General features: G+C 63.2%; 3 protein-coding genes. 1 reads left to right on the forward strand and 2 read right to left on the reverse strand.

Features of this window, described 5'->3' with window-relative positions; all coding sequences use genetic code 11:
* Nucleotides 1–3: 3 nt before the first annotated feature.
* Entirely contained in the window at nucleotides 4–13,563 is a 13,560-nt protein-coding gene (locus AC3ISR_RS11270) for a non-ribosomal peptide synthase/polyketide synthase (RefSeq protein WP_463984809.1), read from the forward strand.
* A 421-nt stretch (nucleotides 13,564–13,984) separates the two neighbouring features.
* On the opposite strand, the gene AC3ISR_RS11275 is transcribed toward AC3ISR_RS11270, so the two are convergent.
* Both AC3ISR_RS11275 and AC3ISR_RS11280 read right to left on the reverse strand, forming a co-directional pair.
* On the reverse strand, nucleotides 13,985–16,396 hold the full coding sequence (locus AC3ISR_RS11275) for a TonB-dependent siderophore receptor (protein WP_192301117.1): 2,412 nt from the start codon (nucleotides 16,394–16,396) through the stop codon (nucleotides 13,985–13,987).
* A 109-nt stretch (nucleotides 16,397–16,505) separates the two neighbouring features.
* On the reverse strand, nucleotides 16,506–18,158 hold the full coding sequence (locus tag AC3ISR_RS11280; RefSeq protein WP_463984808.1) for a cyclic peptide export ABC transporter: 1,653 nt from the start codon (nucleotides 18,156–18,158) through the stop codon (nucleotides 16,506–16,508).
* Nucleotides 18,159–18,274: the final 116 nt, after the last annotated feature.

An 18,274-nucleotide genomic window follows, 5' to 3' on the forward strand; every position in this document is an offset into this window, starting at 1 on the left:
ACCATGCTTTCCAACCCTAACATCGACCTGGTGTCGCGCTTTCTTCGCCTGCCTCTGGAACAACGCCAGCAGTTCTACCAACGGTTGCAAACCCGCGGCATGAGCTTCGGGCAACTGCCGATTGCCCCGGCCCGCGAGGCCGGTGAACCACTGCCGCTGTCCTACGCCCAGGAACGTCAATGGTTCCTCTGGCAACTGGACCCGGACAGCGCCGCCTATCACATTCCCGGCGTGCTGCGCCTGAGCGGGCGCCTGGATAAAAGCGCCTTGCAGCGCAGCTTTGACCGCCTGCTCGAACGCCATGAAAGCCTGCGCACGCGCCTGCATCTGGAGGGTGACAACCGCTCCCAGGTGGTGCTGGCCCACGCTGTCGTCGACATCATTGAAAGCACGGTCACCGAAGACGGGTTGCAAGCGCGGGTGCAGGCACTCATCGCCGAGCCCTTCGATTTGCAGCACGGTGCCTTGTTGCGCGTAAACCTGCTCAACCTGGGCGAAGACGAGCATGTGCTGGTGTTGGTGCAGCACCATATCGTCTCCGACGGCTGGTCGATGGGCGTGATGGTGCAAGAGCTGATGCAGCTCTACGCCGCCTACAGCAACGGCCAGGACTGCCAGTTGGCGGCACTGCCGATCCAATATGCCGACTACGCGCTGTGGCAGCGCCGCTGGATGGAAGCGGGGGAGAAGGAGCGCCAGCTCGGTTACTGGCGTGAACAACTCGGTGGCAGCCAGCCGGTACTGGAATTGCCGTTCGATCACCCACGCCCGGCGCGCCAGAGTTATCGCGGCGCGCGTCAGGATGTGGCGCTGGAACCTGCGCTGGTCGCGGGGCTCAAGGCTTTGGCGCAGCGCGAAGGCGTGACCCTGTTCATGCTGTTGCTGGCGTCGTTCCAGACCCTGCTGTACCGCTACAGCGGCCAGTCGGACATCCGCATCGGCGTGCCGACTGCCAACCGCAACCGCGCTGAGACCGAACGCCTGATCGGCTTTTTCGTCAATACCCAGGTGCTCAAGGCCGACCTCGACGGTCAGATGACCTTCCGCCAACTACTGGCCCAGGTCAAAGAGCGCACGTTGCAGGCCCAGAGTCACCAGGACCTGCCGTTCGAACAACTGGTGGAAGCGCTGCAACCGGAACGCAGCCTGAGCCACAACCCGCTGTTCCAGGTGATGTTCAACCACCAGGCGCAAACTCGTACAGCCGTGGGCGAGCAGCAACTGTCGGGGCTGGGCGTGACCTCCCTGGAGTGGGCAAGCGAGAGTGCGCAGTTCGACTTGAGCCTGGACACCGAAGAAACCGACCAGGGCTTGTGGGCCTCCTGGACCTTTGCCACCGACCTGTTCGAAGCCGCCACCGTGGCGCGCATGGCGCAGCATTGGCAAACCGTGCTGCACGCGATGGTTGCCAGCGCGGGCACCCGCCTGGCGCAACTGACGTTGCTGGCCGACGGCGAGCAGCGCGACTTGCTGAACGATTGGAACAACGGCGGCGCAGCTTTCGAAAGCCCGCTGGGTGTGCACGGCCTGTTCGAGGTGCAAGCGCAACGACGTCCCGACGCCATTGCCCTGTGCCTGGATGAGCAGACGCTGACCTATGCCGAGTTGAACCGTGAGGCCAACCGCTTGGCCCACTACCTGATCGGCCAGGGCGTCGGACCGGAAGTGATGGTCGGCGTGGCAGTGGAGCGTTCGTTCGCCATGGTGGTCAGCCTGTTGGCGATCCTCAAGGCGGGCGGCGCCTACGTGCCGCTGGACCCGCAATACCCGCGCGACCGCCTGCTGCACATGCTCGAAGACAGCCATGTGCGTTTGGTGGTGTGCCAATCCGCCCAGCCATTGCCGTTGCCCGCCGAGGTGGCGAGGCTCGACATCGACAGCGCCAAGGACGCGTTGCAGCGCTGTGCCGAGAGCAATCCGCAGGTACCGGTCGACCCGCAGAACCTGGCCTATGTGATCTACACCTCGGGCTCCACCGGCAAGCCTAAAGGCGTGGCGATCAACCATGCGGCATTGACCGAGTTTTCCGCGATTGCGGCCGGCTATTCGCGGTTGAGCGAGGACGATCGTGTCCTGCAGTTCGCCACCCTGAACTTCGACGGTTTCGTCGAGCAGCTCTACCCGGCGCTGACCCACGGCGCGACCGTGGTTCTGCGCGGTGCCGAGCTGTGGGACAGCGGCCGCCTGTACGCGGAGATCATCCGCCAAGGCATCACCCTGGCGGACTTGCCGACGGCGTACTGGAACCTGTTCCTGCTCGATTGCCTGGCGGCGGGGCCGCGTTCTTATGGGGCGTTGCGCCAGATCCATATCGGCGGCGAAGCGATGCCGTTGGACGGCCCGGCGCAGTGGCTCAAGGCTGGCCTTGGCCACGTACGTTTGTTGAATACCTACGGCCCGACCGAGGCCACGGTGGTGTCGAGCGTGCTGGACTGCACCCGTGGTGAAGAAACCATCGGCGCCACCGCCAGCCCGATTGGCCGTTCGTTGCCGGGGCGTGCGCTGTACGTGTTGGACCGTGACCTCAACCTGGCACCGTTGGGCGCCGTCGGTGAGTTGTACATCGGCAGCCAATGCGGCCTGGCCCGTGCTTACCTGAATCGCCCGTTACTGACTGCTGAACGTTTCGTCCCCGATCCCTTCGGCGGCGACCGCCTGTACCGCACCGGCGACCTGGCGCGTTATCGCGCCGATGGCGTGATCGAATACGTCGGCCGTGTGGACCATCAGGTGAAAATCCGTGGTTTCCGTATCGAGTTGGGGGAAATCGAAGCCCTGTTGCTGGCGCAGGACGGTGTGCGCGAAACCCTGGTGCTGGCGGCTGACAATCAACTGGTGGCTTATCTGGTCGCTGCCGATAAGGACGCTGAAGCCCTGAAAATGCTGCTGCGCGAGCAACTGCCGGACTACATGGTGCCCGCGCACCTGATCTTCCTCGAGCGCATGCCGCTCAACCCGAACGGCAAGCTGGACCGCCAGGCCCTGCCCAAGCCGGACGCCAGCCAGGCGCAACAGGATTGGGTTGCGGCGGTTACTGAGCTTGAGCAACACATCGCGGCGATCTGGGCCGAGATCCTCGGCGCCGAGCGCGTCGGCCTGAACGACCACTTCTTCGAAATGGGCGGCCACTCGCTGTTGGCGATGCAAGTGGTCTCGCGCCTGCGCCAGGTCCTGGCGCAGGAAGTACCGTTGAAACTGGTGTTCGAACAACCAAGGCTGGCCGGTTTCGCGGCGGCAGTGCAGGCGCTGGAAGGCCGCGAACAGGCGCCACCGCTGGTAGCGCGCAATCGCCTGCAACCGCTGCTGTTGTCTTACGCCCAGGAACGCCAGTGGTTCCTCTGGCAACTGGACCCCGACAGCGCCGCTTACCATATTCCCAGTGCCTTGCGCCTGACCGGCCAGTTGGACTGCGAGGCCTTGCAGCGCAGTTTCAACAGCTTGATCGCGCGCCACGAAAGCCTGCGCACCTATGTGCAGCAGGAAGGCGAGGGCGCGGTGCAGGTGATCGGTACTCAGGTCGCGCTCCCCATCGAGCTGGCCGACATCGACGAGGCTGACCTGCATGCGCGGGTCGCCGCCGAAATCTCACGCCCGTTCAACCTGCAACAGGGCCCGCTGTTGCGCGTGACCTTGCTGCGCCTGGCGGCCGATGAGCATGTACTGGTGCTGGTGCAGCACCATATCGTCTCCGATGGCGCGTCGATGGCGGTGATGGTCGATGAACTGGTGCAGCTCTACAGCGCCTACAGCCGCGGTGATGTGCCGCAACTGCCGGCGATGCCGATCCAGTACGCCGACTATGCGCTGTGGCAACGCGACTGGATGGAAGCCGGCGAAAGACAGCGCCAGTTGAGCTACTGGCGCGACCTGCTGGGCGGTGAGCAGCCGGTGCTGGAATTGCCGTTCGATCACCAGCGCCCCGCCCAGCAAAGCCATCGCGGTGCGCGTCTCGACGTGCCGTTGCCGGCGGCGCTGGCGGCAGACCTGAAAGCCTTGGCGCAGCGCGAAGGCGTGACGATGTTCATGCTCTTGCTGGCGTCGTTCCAGACCCTGTTGCACCGCTACAGCGGCCAGCAGGACATTCGCGTCGGCGTGCCCATCGCCAACCGTAACCGGGTCGAGACCGAGCGGCTGATCGGCTTCTTCGTCAACACCCAGGTGCTCAAGGCCGAGATCGACGGGCAAACCACCGTCGCCCAACTGCTGCAGCAGGTCAAGCAACGGGCGCTGGACGCCCAGGCCCACCAGGACCTGCCGTTCGAACAACTGGTGGAAGCGCTGCAACCGGAGCGCAGCTTGAGCCTCAACCCGCTGTTCCAGGTGATGTTCAACTACCAGACCGACGGGCCGCGTGAACCGCTGGCGCTGGCGCACCTGAGCATTGAAAACCTAGCCTGGGAGCGGCGCACCGCGCACTTCGACCTCGACCTGGACACCCATGACAGCCGCGACGGCTTGTGGGCATCCCTGGGTTACAGCACCGATCTGTTCGATGCGCCGACCATTGCGCGCATGGCGCGGCATTGGCAGAACCTGCTGCAGGCGATGGTTGCCGACCAGCAGCAGAACATCGGGCAGTTGAACCTGCTGGATGCCGATGAGCAACAGCACATCCTGCAACTGTGGGATCGCAGTGAGTCCGGCTTCTCAAACGCTCGTCTGGTGCATGAACTGTTCGCCGACCGCGCCCGTGAAAATCCGCAGGCGGTGGCGGTCAAGTTCGACACGCAAACCCTCAGCTACGGCGAGCTGGATCGCCAGGCCAACCGCCTGGCCCACGCGCTGATCGCCCGTGGCGTCGGCCCCGAAGTGCGGGTGGCGATTGCCATGCCGCGCAGTGCCGAAAGCCTGGTGGCGTTCCTCGGCGTGATGAAATCCGGCGGTGTGTACGTGCCGCTGGACATCGAATACCCGCGTGATCGCCTGCTGTACATGATGCAAGACAGCCGCGCGCAATTGCTGCTGACCCACAGCAGTGCGGTGCCGCAACTGCCGATTGCCGAGGGCCTAGAGGTGCTGGCGATTGATTGCACCGAGGACTATGCCGAGACCGCGCCAGAGGTGGCGTTGGACGGCGACAACCTTGCCTACGTGATCTACACCTCCGGCTCCACCGGCATGCCCAAGGGCGTGGCGGTTTCCCACGGTCCATTGGTGGCGCACATCATCGCCACTGGCGAGCGCTACGAAACCGGTCCGGCCGATTGCGAACTGCACTTCATGTCCTTCGCCTTCGACGGCTCCCATGAAGGCTGGATGCATCCGTTGATCAACGGCGCCAGCGTGCTGATTCGCGATGACAGCCTGTGGCTGCCGGAATACACCTACGCGCAGATGCATCGCCACAACGTGACCATGGCGGTGTTCCCGCCGGTGTACCTGCAACAGCTGGCCGAACATGCCGAGCGCGACGGCAATCCACCGGCGGTGCGGGTCTACTGCTTTGGCGGCGATGCGGTGGCGCAGGCCAGTTACGACCTGGCTTGGCGTGCGCTCAAGCCGACCTACCTGTTCAACGGTTATGGCCCGACTGAAACCGTGGTCACGCCACTGTTGTGGAAAGCGCGCAAAGGCGATCCCTGCGGCGCCGTCTACGCGCCGATTGGCACCTTGCTGGGCAACCGCAGCGGCTACGTGCTGGACGCCCAGCTCAACCTGCAACCCATCGGCGTCGCCGGCGAGTTGTACCTGGGCGGCGAGGGCGTGGCCCGGGGTTACCTGGAGCGCCCGGCGCTCACCGCCGAACGCTTCGTACCGGACCCGTTCGGCAAGCCCGGCAGCCGCGTATACCGCAGCGGCGACCTGACCCGTGGGCGTGCGGACGGCGTGGTCGATTACCTCGGGCGTGTCGACCATCAAGTGAAAATCCGAGGTTTTCGCATCGAACTGGGGGAAATCGAAGCGCGCCTGCGGGAACAGGACAGCGTCGGCGAAACTGTGGTGGTGGCCCAGGACGGCCCGACCGGCAAGCAACTGGTGGCCTACGTCGTCCCGGCTGATGCCGCCCTGGCCAACGAAACCGAGTTCCGCGAAACCCTGCGCCGCGCCCTGAAAACCCACCTGCCGGATTACATGGTGCCCGCGCACTTCATGTTCCTTGCCAAAATGCCCCTGACCCCCAACGGCAAACTCGACCGCAAGGGCTTGCCGCAACCTGACGCCGCGCAGTCCCAGGGCATGTGGGTTGCACCGGTCACCGCGTTGCAGCAACAAGTCGCCGCGATCTGGGCCGATGTGCTCGGCGCCGAGCGCGTCGGCCTGACCGATCACTTCTTCGAGCTGGGCGGGCATTCGCTGCTGGCGATGCAGGTGATCTCGCGGGTGCGCCAACTGCTGGCGCGGGAAATCGCCCTGCGTACGCTGTTCGAACAACCGCAACTGGAAGGTTTCGTGTTGGCCTTGCAGGCCCTGCAAAGCGATGAAGCGCCGTTGGCTCCAGCGATGCTGGCCGTGGACCGTGATCAACCGCTGAGCCTGTCTTACGCCCAGGAACGCCAGTGGTTCCTGTGGCAGTTGGAGCCTGAAAGCGCGGCCTATCACGTGCCTAATGCCTTGCGCCTGACGGGCGAGCTGGACCGCTCGGCGTTGCAACGTAGCTTCGACAGCCTGCTGGCCCGTCATGAAACCTTGCGCACCGTGTTTGTCAGCGCCGGCGAGCGCACCCTGCAACGCGTGCTGCCGGTGGCCACCCTGCACATCGACAGCCTGGCACTCGATAACCCGACTGCCGAGCAGGTGCAGGCGCTGGTGGAAGCCGAAATCGCCCGCCCGTTCGATCTGCGCCAGGGCCCGCTGCTGCGGGTCAAGCTGTTGCAACTGAGCGCGCAGGAACATGTGCTGGTGCTGGTGCAGCACCATATCGTCTCGGACGGCTGGTCGATGCAGGTGATGGTCGATGAGTTGGTGCAACTGTATGCCGCCTATAGCCAGGGCCATGACGTGCAGTTGCCCGCCATGCCACTGCAATACGCCGATTACGCGCTGTGGCAGCGTGCCTGGATGGACGCCGGTGAAAAGCAGCGCCAACTGAGTTACTGGCGCGAACTGCTGGGCGCGGAGCAACCGGTGCTGGAGTTGCCCCTGGATCATCCACGCCCGGCCGTGCAGAGCTATCGCGGCGCACGCCTGGATGTGGCGCTGGAGGCGCATGTGGTCGCCGGCCTCAAGGCCTTGGCACAACGCGAAGGCGTGACGCTGTTCATGCTGTTGCTGGCCTCGTTCCAGACCCTGTTGCACCGCTACAGCGGCCAGTCGGACATCCGCATCGGCGTGCCGATTGCCAACCGCAACCGCGTGGAAACCGAGCGTCTTATTGGCTTCTTCGTCAACACCCAGGTGCTCAAGGCTGAAATCGACGGGCAAATGAGCTTTGCCCAGGTGCTGCAACAGACCAAGCGCCGTGCGCTGGAAGCCCAGGCGCATCAGGACCTGCCGTTCGAACAGTTGGTGGAAGCGCTGCAACCGGAACGCAGCCTGAGCCACAACCCGCTGTTCCAGGTGATGTTCAACCACCAGTCCGAGCTGCGTGTGCAGCGTGGCGAACAACTGCCGGGCCTGCGCCTGGAAGGGCTGGAGTCCAACAACCATCCGGCGCATTTCGACTTGAGCCTGGACACCCAAGCCTCGGCCGATGGCCTGTTTGCCACGCTGACCTACGCCACCGACCTGTTTACCGACGCGACCATCGCGCGCATGGCCCAGCACTGGCAGCACTTGTTGCACGCAGTGGCCGCTGATGCGCACAGACGTGTCTGCGAGTTGCCGCTGCTGGCCGGGGTCGAGCAAGTGCAATGGAACAACGGCGCTGCTGCATTCCAAAGCCCGTTGGGTGTGCACGGGCTGTTCGAGCGGCAAGTACGACGACGTCCCGACGCCATTGCCCTGTGCCTGGATGAGCAGACGCTGACCTACGCCGAGCTCAATCGCCAGGCTAACCAGCTGGCGCATTACCTGATCGCTGAGGGGGTCGGCCCCGAGGTCCTGGTCGGTGTCGCGGTGGAGCGTTCGTTCGCCATGGTGGTCAGCCTGTTGGCGACCCTCAAGGCGGGCGGCGCCTACGTGCCGCTGGACCCGCAATACCCGCGCGAACGCCTGCTGCACATGTTGGAAGACAGCGGCGTGAGCCTGGTGCTGACCCAGTCCCACGTACCAATGCCGTTGCCCGCAGGGCTGCGCAGCGTGGCGATTGATCGGTTGGCGCTGGACCCGTGTGCCGAAGGTAATCCGCAGGTAGCAGTTGAACCACAGAACCTGGCCTACGTGATCTACACCTCAGGCTCCACCGGCAAGCCTAAAGGCGTGGCGATCAACCATGCGGCGTTGACCGAGTTTTCCGCGATTGCGGCCGGCTATTCGCGGTTGAGCGAGGACGATCGTGTCCTGCAGTTCGCCACCCTGAACTTCGACGGTTTCGTCGAGCAGCTCTACCCGGCGCTGACCCACGGCGCGACCGTAGTTCTGCGCGGTGCCGAGCTGTGGGACAGCGGCCGCCTGTACGCGGAGATCATCCGCCAAGGCATCACCCTGGCGGACTTGCCGACGGCGTACTGGAACCTGTTCCTGCTCGATTGCCTGGCAGCGGGGCCGCGCTCTTATGGGGCGTTGCGCCAGATCCATATCGGCGGCGAAGCGATGCCGTTGGACGGCCCGGCGCAGTGGCTCAAGGCTGGCCTTGGCCACGTACGTTTGTTGAATACCTACGGCCCGACCGAGGCCACGGTGGTGTCGAGCGTGCTGGATTGCACCCGTGGTGAAGAAACCATCGGCGCCACCGCCAGCCCGATTGGCCGTTCGTTGCCGGGGCGTGCACTGTACGTGTTGGATCGCGATTTGAATCTGGCACCGTTGGGCGCCGTCGGTGAGTTGTACATCGGCAGCCAATGCGGCCTGGCCCGTGCTTACTTGAATCGCCCGTTGCTGACTGCTGAACGTTTCGTTCCCGATCCTTTCGGCGGCGACCGCCTGTACCGCACCGGCGACCTGGCGCGTTATCGCGCCGATGGCGTGATCGAATACGTCGGCCGTGTGGACCATCAGGTGAAAATCCGTGGTTTCCGTATCGAGTTGGGGGAAATCGAAGCCCTGTTGCTGGCGCAGGACGGTGTGCGCGAAACCCTGGTGCTGGCGGCTGATAATCAACTGGTGGCTTATCTGGTTGCTGCCGAGCAGGACGCTGAAGCCCTGAAAACGCTGCTGCGCGAGCAACTGCCGGACTACATGGTGCCCGCGCACCTGATCTTCCTTGAGCGCATGCCGCTCAACCCGAACGGCAAGCTGGACCGCCAGGCCCTGCCCAAGCCGGACGCCAGCCAGGCGCAACAGGATTGGGTTGCGCCGGTCACTGAACTGGAGCAACACATCGCGGCGATCTGGGCCGAGATCCTCGGCGCCGAGCGTGTCGGCCTGAACGACCACTTCTTCGAGATGGGCGGTCATTCGTTGCTGGCGATGCAAGTGATCTCACGCCTGCGTAACCTGCTCGGGCGTGAGGTGCCGCTGCGCAGCCTGTTCGAGCAGCCACGCCTGCAAGGGTTTGTCGCCAGCGTGCTGGCCGATGCCGTGAACACACAGCCACTGGCGCCGCCGATGGTGGCGGTAGGGCGTGAGCAGCCGTTGCCGTTGTCGTACGCCCAGGAGCGCCAGTGGTTCCTCTGGCAATTGGACCCACACAGCGCCGCTTACCATATCCCCGGCACCTTGCGCCTGAAAGGACGCCTCGACACGGCTGCGTTGCAGCGCAGTTTCGACACCCTGGTCGCCCGTCATGAAAGCCTGCGCACCCATGTGCAACAGGACGGCGAGCGCGCGGTACAGGTGATTGCGGCGCATGCCGAGGTCGAGATCTCGCGTCGTGACGTCGATGAGGGTGACGTGCTGGCCCTGGTCGAAGCACTGATCGCCGAGCCGTTTGACCTGCAACGCGGCCCGCTGATGCGCGTCAACCTGCTGCGCCTGGCCGAGGACGAGCATGTGTTGGTGCTGGTACAGCACCACATTGTCTCTGATGGCGGGTCGATGCAGGTGATGGTCGATGAGCTGGTGCAACTGTATGCGGCCTACAGCCGCGGCCAGGACCTGCAACTGCCTGACCTGGCGCTGCAATACGCCGATTACGCGAGCTGGCAGCGCGACTGGATGGATGCCGGCGAAAAACATCGCCAGCTCGACTACTGGCGCGAGCGCCTGGGAGGCGAGCAACCAGTGCTGGAGCTGCCGTTGGACCACGGCCGCCCAACCCTGCAAAGCCATCGCGGTGCGAGCCTGGACATCAGTGTGCCGCCGCGCTTGCTGGCGGCGTTGCGGCAAGTGGCGCAGCGTGAAGAAGTCACGCTGTTCATGTTGCTGCTCGCCTCGTTCCAGACCTTGCTGCACCGCTACAGCGGCCAGTCGGACATCCGCGTCGGCGTGCCGATTGCCAACCGCAACCGTGAGGAAACCGAGCGGCTGATCGGCTTCTTCGTCAACACCCAGGTGCTCAAGGCCGACATCGACGGCCAACTGACCGTCAGCCAGCTGCTGCAACAGGTCAAGCAACGGGCGCTGGAAGCCCAGGCGCACCAGGATTTGCCGTTCGAACAGTTAGTCGAAGCGTTGCACCCTGAGCGCAACCTGAGTTTCAACCCGTTGTTCCAGGTGATGTTCAACCACCAGGCCGAGACCTCAGAACCGGCGCAACAACTGCCGGGCCTGCACGTCAGTGGCCTGGAATGGCAAACCCGCACCGCACAGTTCGACCTGAGCCTGAGCACCCAGGAGTCGAGCGATGCGCTATTGGCTTCGCTGATCTATGCCAGCGACTTGTTCGACGCCGCCACGCCGGCCCGCATGGCGCAGCACTGGCTGAATCTGCTGGAAGGCATGGCCGGTGATGGGCAACAGCGCATCGGCCAGTTGCCGTTGCTGGATGCGCTCGAGCAGCAGTCAGTGGTCCACGACTGGAACGCCACCGCCCAGGTTTACCCGCTGCAACGCGGTGTGCACCAGCTGATCGAAGAACAGGCCGCACGCACGCCGGATGCGCCAGCCTTGGCATTTGCTGAAATACGCCTGAGCTACGCCGAGCTGAACCGTCGCGCCAACCGCCTGGCCCATCGTTTGATCAGCGCCGGTGTGGGCCCTGACGTGCTGGTCGGCGTGGCAGTGGAGCGCTCCATCGAAATGGTCGTCGGCTTGCTGGCGATTCTCAAGGCGGGCGGTGCCTATGTGCCGCTTGACCCGGAATATCCACGCGAACGCCTGGCGTACATGCTTGAAGACAGCGGCGTGACACTGCTGTTGACCCAGGCGCACGTGTTGGAACAACTGCCGATTCCAGCAGGGTTGCACAGCGTGGTGCTGGGTGAGTCGTGGTTCGAAGGGTATGGCGAGCACAACCCAGGCATCGCTATCGATCCGGAAAACCTCGCCTATGTGATCTACACCTCCGGCTCCACCGGCCAGCCCAAAGGCGCAGGCAACCGACATTCGGCACTGACCAACCGCCTGTGCTGGATGCAGCAGGCCTATGGTCTGGATGCGCGAGACACGGTGCTGCAAAAGACCCCGTTCAGTTTTGACGTGTCGGTGTGGGAGTTCTTCTGGCCGTTGATGACTGGCGCACGCCTGGTGGTGGCAGCGCCGGGTGATCATCGCGATCCGGCGAGGCTGGTCAGCCTGATCAACGCCGAGCAGGTCACTACGCTGCACTTTGTGCCGTCAATGTTGCAGGCGTTCCTGCAAGACCCGGCGGTATCGACCTGTCATAGCCTGCAACGCATTGTGTGCAGTGGCGAAGCGCTGCCGGTGGATGCCCAGCAGCAGGTCTTTGCCAAGTTGCCCCAGGCCGGGCTGTACAACCTGTATGGCCCGACGGAAGCGGCGATTGACGTGACGCATTGGACTTGCACCGATGAAGGCAGCGATACCGTGCCGATCGGTGAACCCATCGCCAACCTGCGTACCCATGTGCTGGATGCGCAGTTGCTGCCGGTGCCGGTCGGGGTTGCCGGTGAGTTGTACCTGGGCGGTGAAGGCCTGGCGCGCAGTTATCACCGGCGTCCGGCCTTGACGGCCGAGCGCTTCGTGCCGTGCCCATTCCAGCGCGGCGCACGCTTGTACCGCACCGGCGACCGCGTTCGCCAACGTGCCGACGGGGTGATTGAGTACCTCGGGCGCCTCGATCATCAGGTCAAGTTGCGCGGCCTGCGTATTGAGTTGGGTGAAATCGAAGCGCGCCTGCTGGAGCATCCGTTGGTGCGCGAAGCCACGGTGCTGGTGGTCGATAGCAAGCAGCTGGTGGGCTATGTGGTGCTGCACGCGACCGACGCCGAGTGGCGTGCGCACGTCAGCGCGCACCTGGCCCGGCACTTGCCGGATTACATGGTGCCGGCGCAGTGGGTGGTGCTCGAGCAGATGCCGCTGAGCCCCAACGGCAAGCTGGACCGCAAGGCGCTGCCCAAGCCGGATGCCCATGGCCGGGGGGGTGAATTCGCTGCGCCGCAAACGGCGTTGCAGCACCAGATTGCGTCGATTTGGGCCGAGGTGCTCGAGGTTGAACGCGTTGGTTTGCACGACAATTTCTTTGAATTGGGCGGCCATTCGTTGTTGGTGCTGATGCTCAAGGAGCGGATCAATCGGCTCTGCGGCGCGGTGCTGGCCGTCAATCAGTTGATGCTCAACCCCACGGTGGCCGGGCAAGCCCGTTGTATCGAGGGTGATGCGCCAAGTTCATTGATCGTGCCGCTCAACAGCCAGACCCAAGGCACGCCGCTGTACCTGTTCCACCCAAGTTTCGGCTCGGTGCATTGCTACAAGCCAATTGCCTTGGCATTGCGTGAACAGCGGCCGGTGTTCGGGATTATTTGCCGGGCGCTGGTGGCAGAGGACGGTGCAGTGCCGGGTTGGACGCAGATGGTCGAGGACTACGCCCAGCAACTGTTGAACGCGCAGCCTCAGGGCGCCTTCAGACTGGCGGGCTGGTCGCTGGGTGGGAACCTGGCGATGGAAGTGACGTACCTGCTGGAGCAGGCCGGGCGCACGGTGGAGTTTGTCGGCTGGATCGACGGGCCACCGCCGTCACGGTTTACCGCGTTCTGGGAGCAGGGCGCTGCACCGTCGCAGCCGCAACTGAGTGCGGTTGAACGCCGGGCGCAGATGTTGGAGGTGATGTTCCCCGCGCATGCCGAGCAGGTCCAGGCGCAATGGCGCCAGGCGCAGCAGGCTCATTGCAATGAGGAGCAACAGTGGCAGCACCTGTGCGACTGGGCGGATGCGACGCTGGGCGCCAGCTTCCAGGCCCTCAAGGCCGAACTGCAAAGTGGCGGTGAAACCGAGCGTTCGTGGGCGATCAAGCAGATCCTCGATGAGCGTTTGCAGGCCACTGACTTCCGCGCGATCAAGGCGCCGGTCAGTTGCTGGTGGGCGGCACGTAGCGAGGCGGGGATGCACCAGGCGCTGATCGAAAGTGGTTTGCGCGAGGTGATTGGGCAGGCGGGGATCGAGCGCTCGGTGGTGATCGACACGACTCACCATCGGATTGTTGATAACGCTGAGTTCATCAAAAGCCTAGCGGCGGCCCTGGCATAAACCATCCCTGTAGTGAGCGGGCTTGCCCGCGCTGGGTGGCGAAGCCGCCCCAAAACGGTCCTGCGCGGTGTTTCAGACAGACCGAGGTGCCTGGGTTTGGGGCGGCTTCGCCCCCCGGCGCGGGGCAAGCCCGCTCACTACAGATTGCGTTTCAGGGTGATAAAAAAGCCGCGTATCTCGTTAGACGGGGCCTTGGCGGCGGCTCTGGCATAAACCATCCCTGTAGTGAGCGGGCTTGCCCGCGCTGGGTGGCGAAGCCGCCCCAAAACGGTCCTCTGCGGTGTTTCAGACAGACCCAGGTGCCTGGGTTTGGGGCGGCTTCGCCCCCCGGCGCGGGGCAAGCCCGCTCACTACAAAATAGTATTGCAGGCACAAAAAAGCCCCGTATCGCGAGATACGGGGCTTTTGCTTTAGCGCGGGTTTAGAAGTTGTAGCGGGTGGTGACCATCATGTTGCGCGGGTCGCCAGGGTAGGCGGAGTCATAGAAACCGATGTTGGTGTAGTAGTTCTTGTCGAACACGTTGTTGACGTTGAGGGTGGCCGACAGGTTTTTGGTGATCTGGTAGCGGGCCATCAGGTCCACCAGCCAGTACGGGTCTTGGGTGAGGACTTCGGAGCGGCGCAGGCCGGAGTTGCGGATCGACTTCCAACCTTCGCTCTGCCAGCGTGCGCCACCGCCGACGGTGAGCTTGTCCAGCGGGCCGGTGAGTTTGTAGGTGGTGTAGAAGTTGACCTGGTCTTCCGGTTCCCAGGTGGAAACCTTCACGCCGCTGTCGTCGCGGGCAACCTTGTGGGTGTAGCCCGCCTGCAGCTGCCAGCCGGTGGCGATTTCGCCGGAGATTTCTGCTTCGTAGCCCTTGGTCTTGGATTTGATGCCGTAGTAGGCCGTATCGTTGCCGGGAACTGAGTTGTGCTCGCTGTCGAGTTCCGGACGGTTTTCTTCGTGGACTTCGAAATACGCGAGGCTGGAATTCAAACGTCCATTGAAGAATTCACCCTTGAGGCCGATTTCGTAGTTCTTACCTTCGTCCGGCTCAAGCATTTTGTCTTCGCGGTCGAAGTAGTCGGTCTGCGGCTGGAAGATCTCAGTGAAGCTGGTGTAGGCGGTAAAGTTATCGTTGAGGTCGTATGTCAGGCCGGCATAAGGCACGACTTTACCGCTCTCCTTGGACTTGCTGGTGCCGGTGACTTCGTAGTTGGCCAGGCGCGCGCCGAGCAGCAGGTGCATTTCGTCGGTCAGGCTGAAGCGGCTGGTGAGGTAAGTGCCGGTCTGGCGAGTGCTCTGGTCGAGTTTGCGGTATTGAACCCACTCTGGCTCCGGAATGTCGCCGTCCCAGTTATAGAAGTCAGCAGAGTTGGTGCCGGGAGCAAAGACGGCGTTGTAGCTCTTGCCCGTCCATTTGCTGGTCGAAATGGATTGGCCCACCACCAACTCGTGCTCACGACCAAACAGTTCAAAAGGCCCCGTGGCGTAGGCGTCAAGGCTGTCTCCGGTGGTTTCGCCAGTGTGTTTTTTTGCAAACAGCGAGCTCTGGTTGCCGGAGTCCTGAGAGAGGGCGCCTAGCGGTGCATGGTAGCCGTTGATCTGGTGGTTGTATTGGCCTTTGGCGACCCAGCCATTGGCGAAGCTATGTTCCAGAGTGGCGAAGGCTGTACGGCTGTATTGCGCCCACGAACCCCATTTCGGGCCGTTGTTGAACGAGCGTGGCAAGTCCAGCTCTTTGCCTTCTGCGTCGAAGATCATGCGGCTGCCGGTCCAGCTGGAACCTTTCGGGTCGCTGTCCTGGTAGTCGGCGCCTACGGTCAGCAGGGTGTCTTCGTCCAGGTCGGCTTCAAGAATCCCGTAGAAAACACTGGTCTTGCGCGAGTAGTGGTCGAGGAACGAGTGCTTGTCTTGATATGACGCAACCGCTCGACCACGAATATTTCCAGTTTCAGTCAGCGGGCCGCTTACGTCGATCTGGGAGCGGTAGTTGTCCCAAGACCCGGCGCCCAATTCGACGCTACCTTGGAACTCGGACGTCGGCTTCTTGCGGATCAAATTGAGCGTGCCGCCTACACCGCCAGCCCCGGTCAACAAACCGGTAGCGCCCTTGAGCACTTCTATGCGGTCATAGATGGCCATGTCGGTCAGCGTCTGGCCAGCCGAGTATTGGGCGTCGCGCAGGGTTGGAATACCGTCGTATTGGAAGGTATTGATGGAAAAGCCGCGCGAGAAATAGTTGGTACGCTCACTGTCATAGGTCGACACGGTAATGCCGGGGGTGTGGCGCATCACGTCGTCAATCGAGTTGAGGCCGAAGTCATCCATGGCCTGGCGCGTGACCACCGAGATCGATTGCGGCGTTTCCCGTGGCGTCAGTACCAGGCGCGTGGCGGTGGCGATGGTGCCCGGGGTGTAGGAGCCGGTGCCTTCGGTCACGGTGCCGAGTTGGTTGGCGGTCACTTGGGTCGCGCCCAGTTCCAGGCCGGAACCTGCGTGGCTGCTGATACTGATGGTGTTGCCTTGCAGGCCATACCCGACGCCGGTGCCTTTGAGCAGGGTGCCGAGGGCGCGGTCCGGGTCGAATTTGCCTTTGACGGCGTTGCTGCGCTTGCCTTCCACATCCGTCGGGCTGTACAGCACTTGCAGGTTGGACTGGCGGCCGAACGCTTGCAGTGCGCTACCCAGGGACTGGGCCGGCACGTCGATCTCAAGTTCCTGTGCCTGTACATAGCCGGCAATCGGCAGCGACACGGCCAGCGCCAGCGCGCTGGGCAACAGGTTGAAGTTCAGTGCCCGTCGCATCGATAGCGCTTTGCTCAAGGGGCTCAGACCGAGTCGTACTGACATGAATACTTTCTCTTCTATGTTTTAGTGGGCAGATTATAGATGTTTATTGAGTCTGGTTCTCATTACCACTAGTGAGACGTTCCTACTTGAAAAAACCGGAAAGTTTTTTTCATGCCGATTCCAATTCGTGCACGACCTTGCCCGCACGCAGGCGCACCAACTGGTCGGCGATGTCGAAATAGCGGTCGTCGTGGCTGATCACGATGATGGTCTTGCCCAGGCGCTTGAGGTCCGGCAGCAGCTCGGTATAGAAAATCTTGCGAAAGACCGGGTCCTGGTCGGCGGCCCATTCGTCGAACACCAGCACCGGGCGCTCTTCGAGCCAGGCGTTGACCAGGGCCAGGCGCTTGCGCTGGCCGGTGGACAGGTCGGTGGTGCTGAACACGCCGTCCTTGACGCTGACCTTGTGCGCAATCTCCAGGCGCTCGAGGTACTTGGTCGCGCTGTCCAGCGACTGCGTGGCGCTGCCCTGTACCAGGTCATCGAACAGGTAATAGTCGGCAAATACGGTGGTGAACAACTGGCGATAGTCGTCGCGCACCGGGTCGGTGACGGTTTCTCCGTTGAGGCGGATTTCTCCGGACTGGGGTGGGTACAGGCCCAGCAACAGCTTGATCAGGGTGGTCTTGCCGCAGCCGTTTTCGCCGACGATAAACACGATGTCGCCCTGCTTGATGCTCAGGTTGATCGGCCCCAGGTGGAACGGCTGGCTGCCCTCCACCGGCGGCGGGCTGTAGCTCACGCCGCGCAATTCCAGGCTGGTGACCACCGGGTGAGGCGCCTCGCTGGCGTCCATCAACAAGTGCGGCTCGGGGGATGAGAACCGTTCGGCCAGTTCGCTGATGCGCGCAAACGCGATACGCGCCTTGCCGATGATCGGCAGGTAACCCACCACGTGCTCCAGCGGGCCTTTCATGTACAGCAGCACCAGTACGAAACCGGTGATCACCGCCGGGTCCGGATTGGGGCTGTAGGCCTGCATCGCCAGGGCCAGGCCGATGACTACGAAGAACAGCATCGAGCCGAAGGTCTTGGCGACGATATAGATGTTCACCGAGCGCACCTGGATGTCGCTGATCTGGTCGGCGGTTTCCTGGATGCGATGGGTGTTCATGCGATAGCGACGTGGCCGGTGGATGCGCAGCTCCTTGGCGCCCGAGGCGATTGCCGAATAGTAGCGTTGCAGTTCGTCTTCGAGGTCACGGGCCTCGTCAAAACCGCGAATGCCCTTGGCGCCGGCGATGAACTGCACGCTGCAACCGATGGCGATGGCGACGATCATCAGCAGGAACATCGGCACCGATAGGTACGCCAGGTAGCCCAGGCAACCCAGGGTCACGGTGGTGGCGATGGCCAGCGGGGTGAAGGCGAAGGAGAAATCGCTGATGGTGTCGACGTCGTGGGTCAGCACCGGGATCAGGCGGTGGGAGCGGTAGCGCTCGATCTGTTCGATGGGCGCCGACAGCACTTTCTCGCCCAGTTCCTTGCGCAACGCGGCGATGATGCGTTGGCCGACATAGTTGGTGCCGATGTCGGACACGATCGAACTGGTCAGGGCCAGCACGCACAGGGCGGCAAAGGTCAGTACCACGCCTTGGGTCATGCCGGTGGAGGAGTGCAGGGCGTTGTTGATGGTGGCCAGCAAAAAGGTGATGGCCAGGCCGCCTGCCATGCCCAGGGCGACGGACACCGTCACCAGGGTACGAAAAGGTCTGAGCAATGCGAGCAGACCATTGAAGGCGCCGCGCTTGGGGTCGGTCATAAATACTTCCCGGAGAGTGAATAGAGGGGCTGGGCACACAGACCCTTACCCATGACAAACGAAGCGTGGTGGCGAGTATTTAGCGCGATGTGCCCGGTGGTGCCGGCGGCAGATAA

It is taken from the genome of Pseudomonas sp. GL_117, from assembly GCF_057835125.1.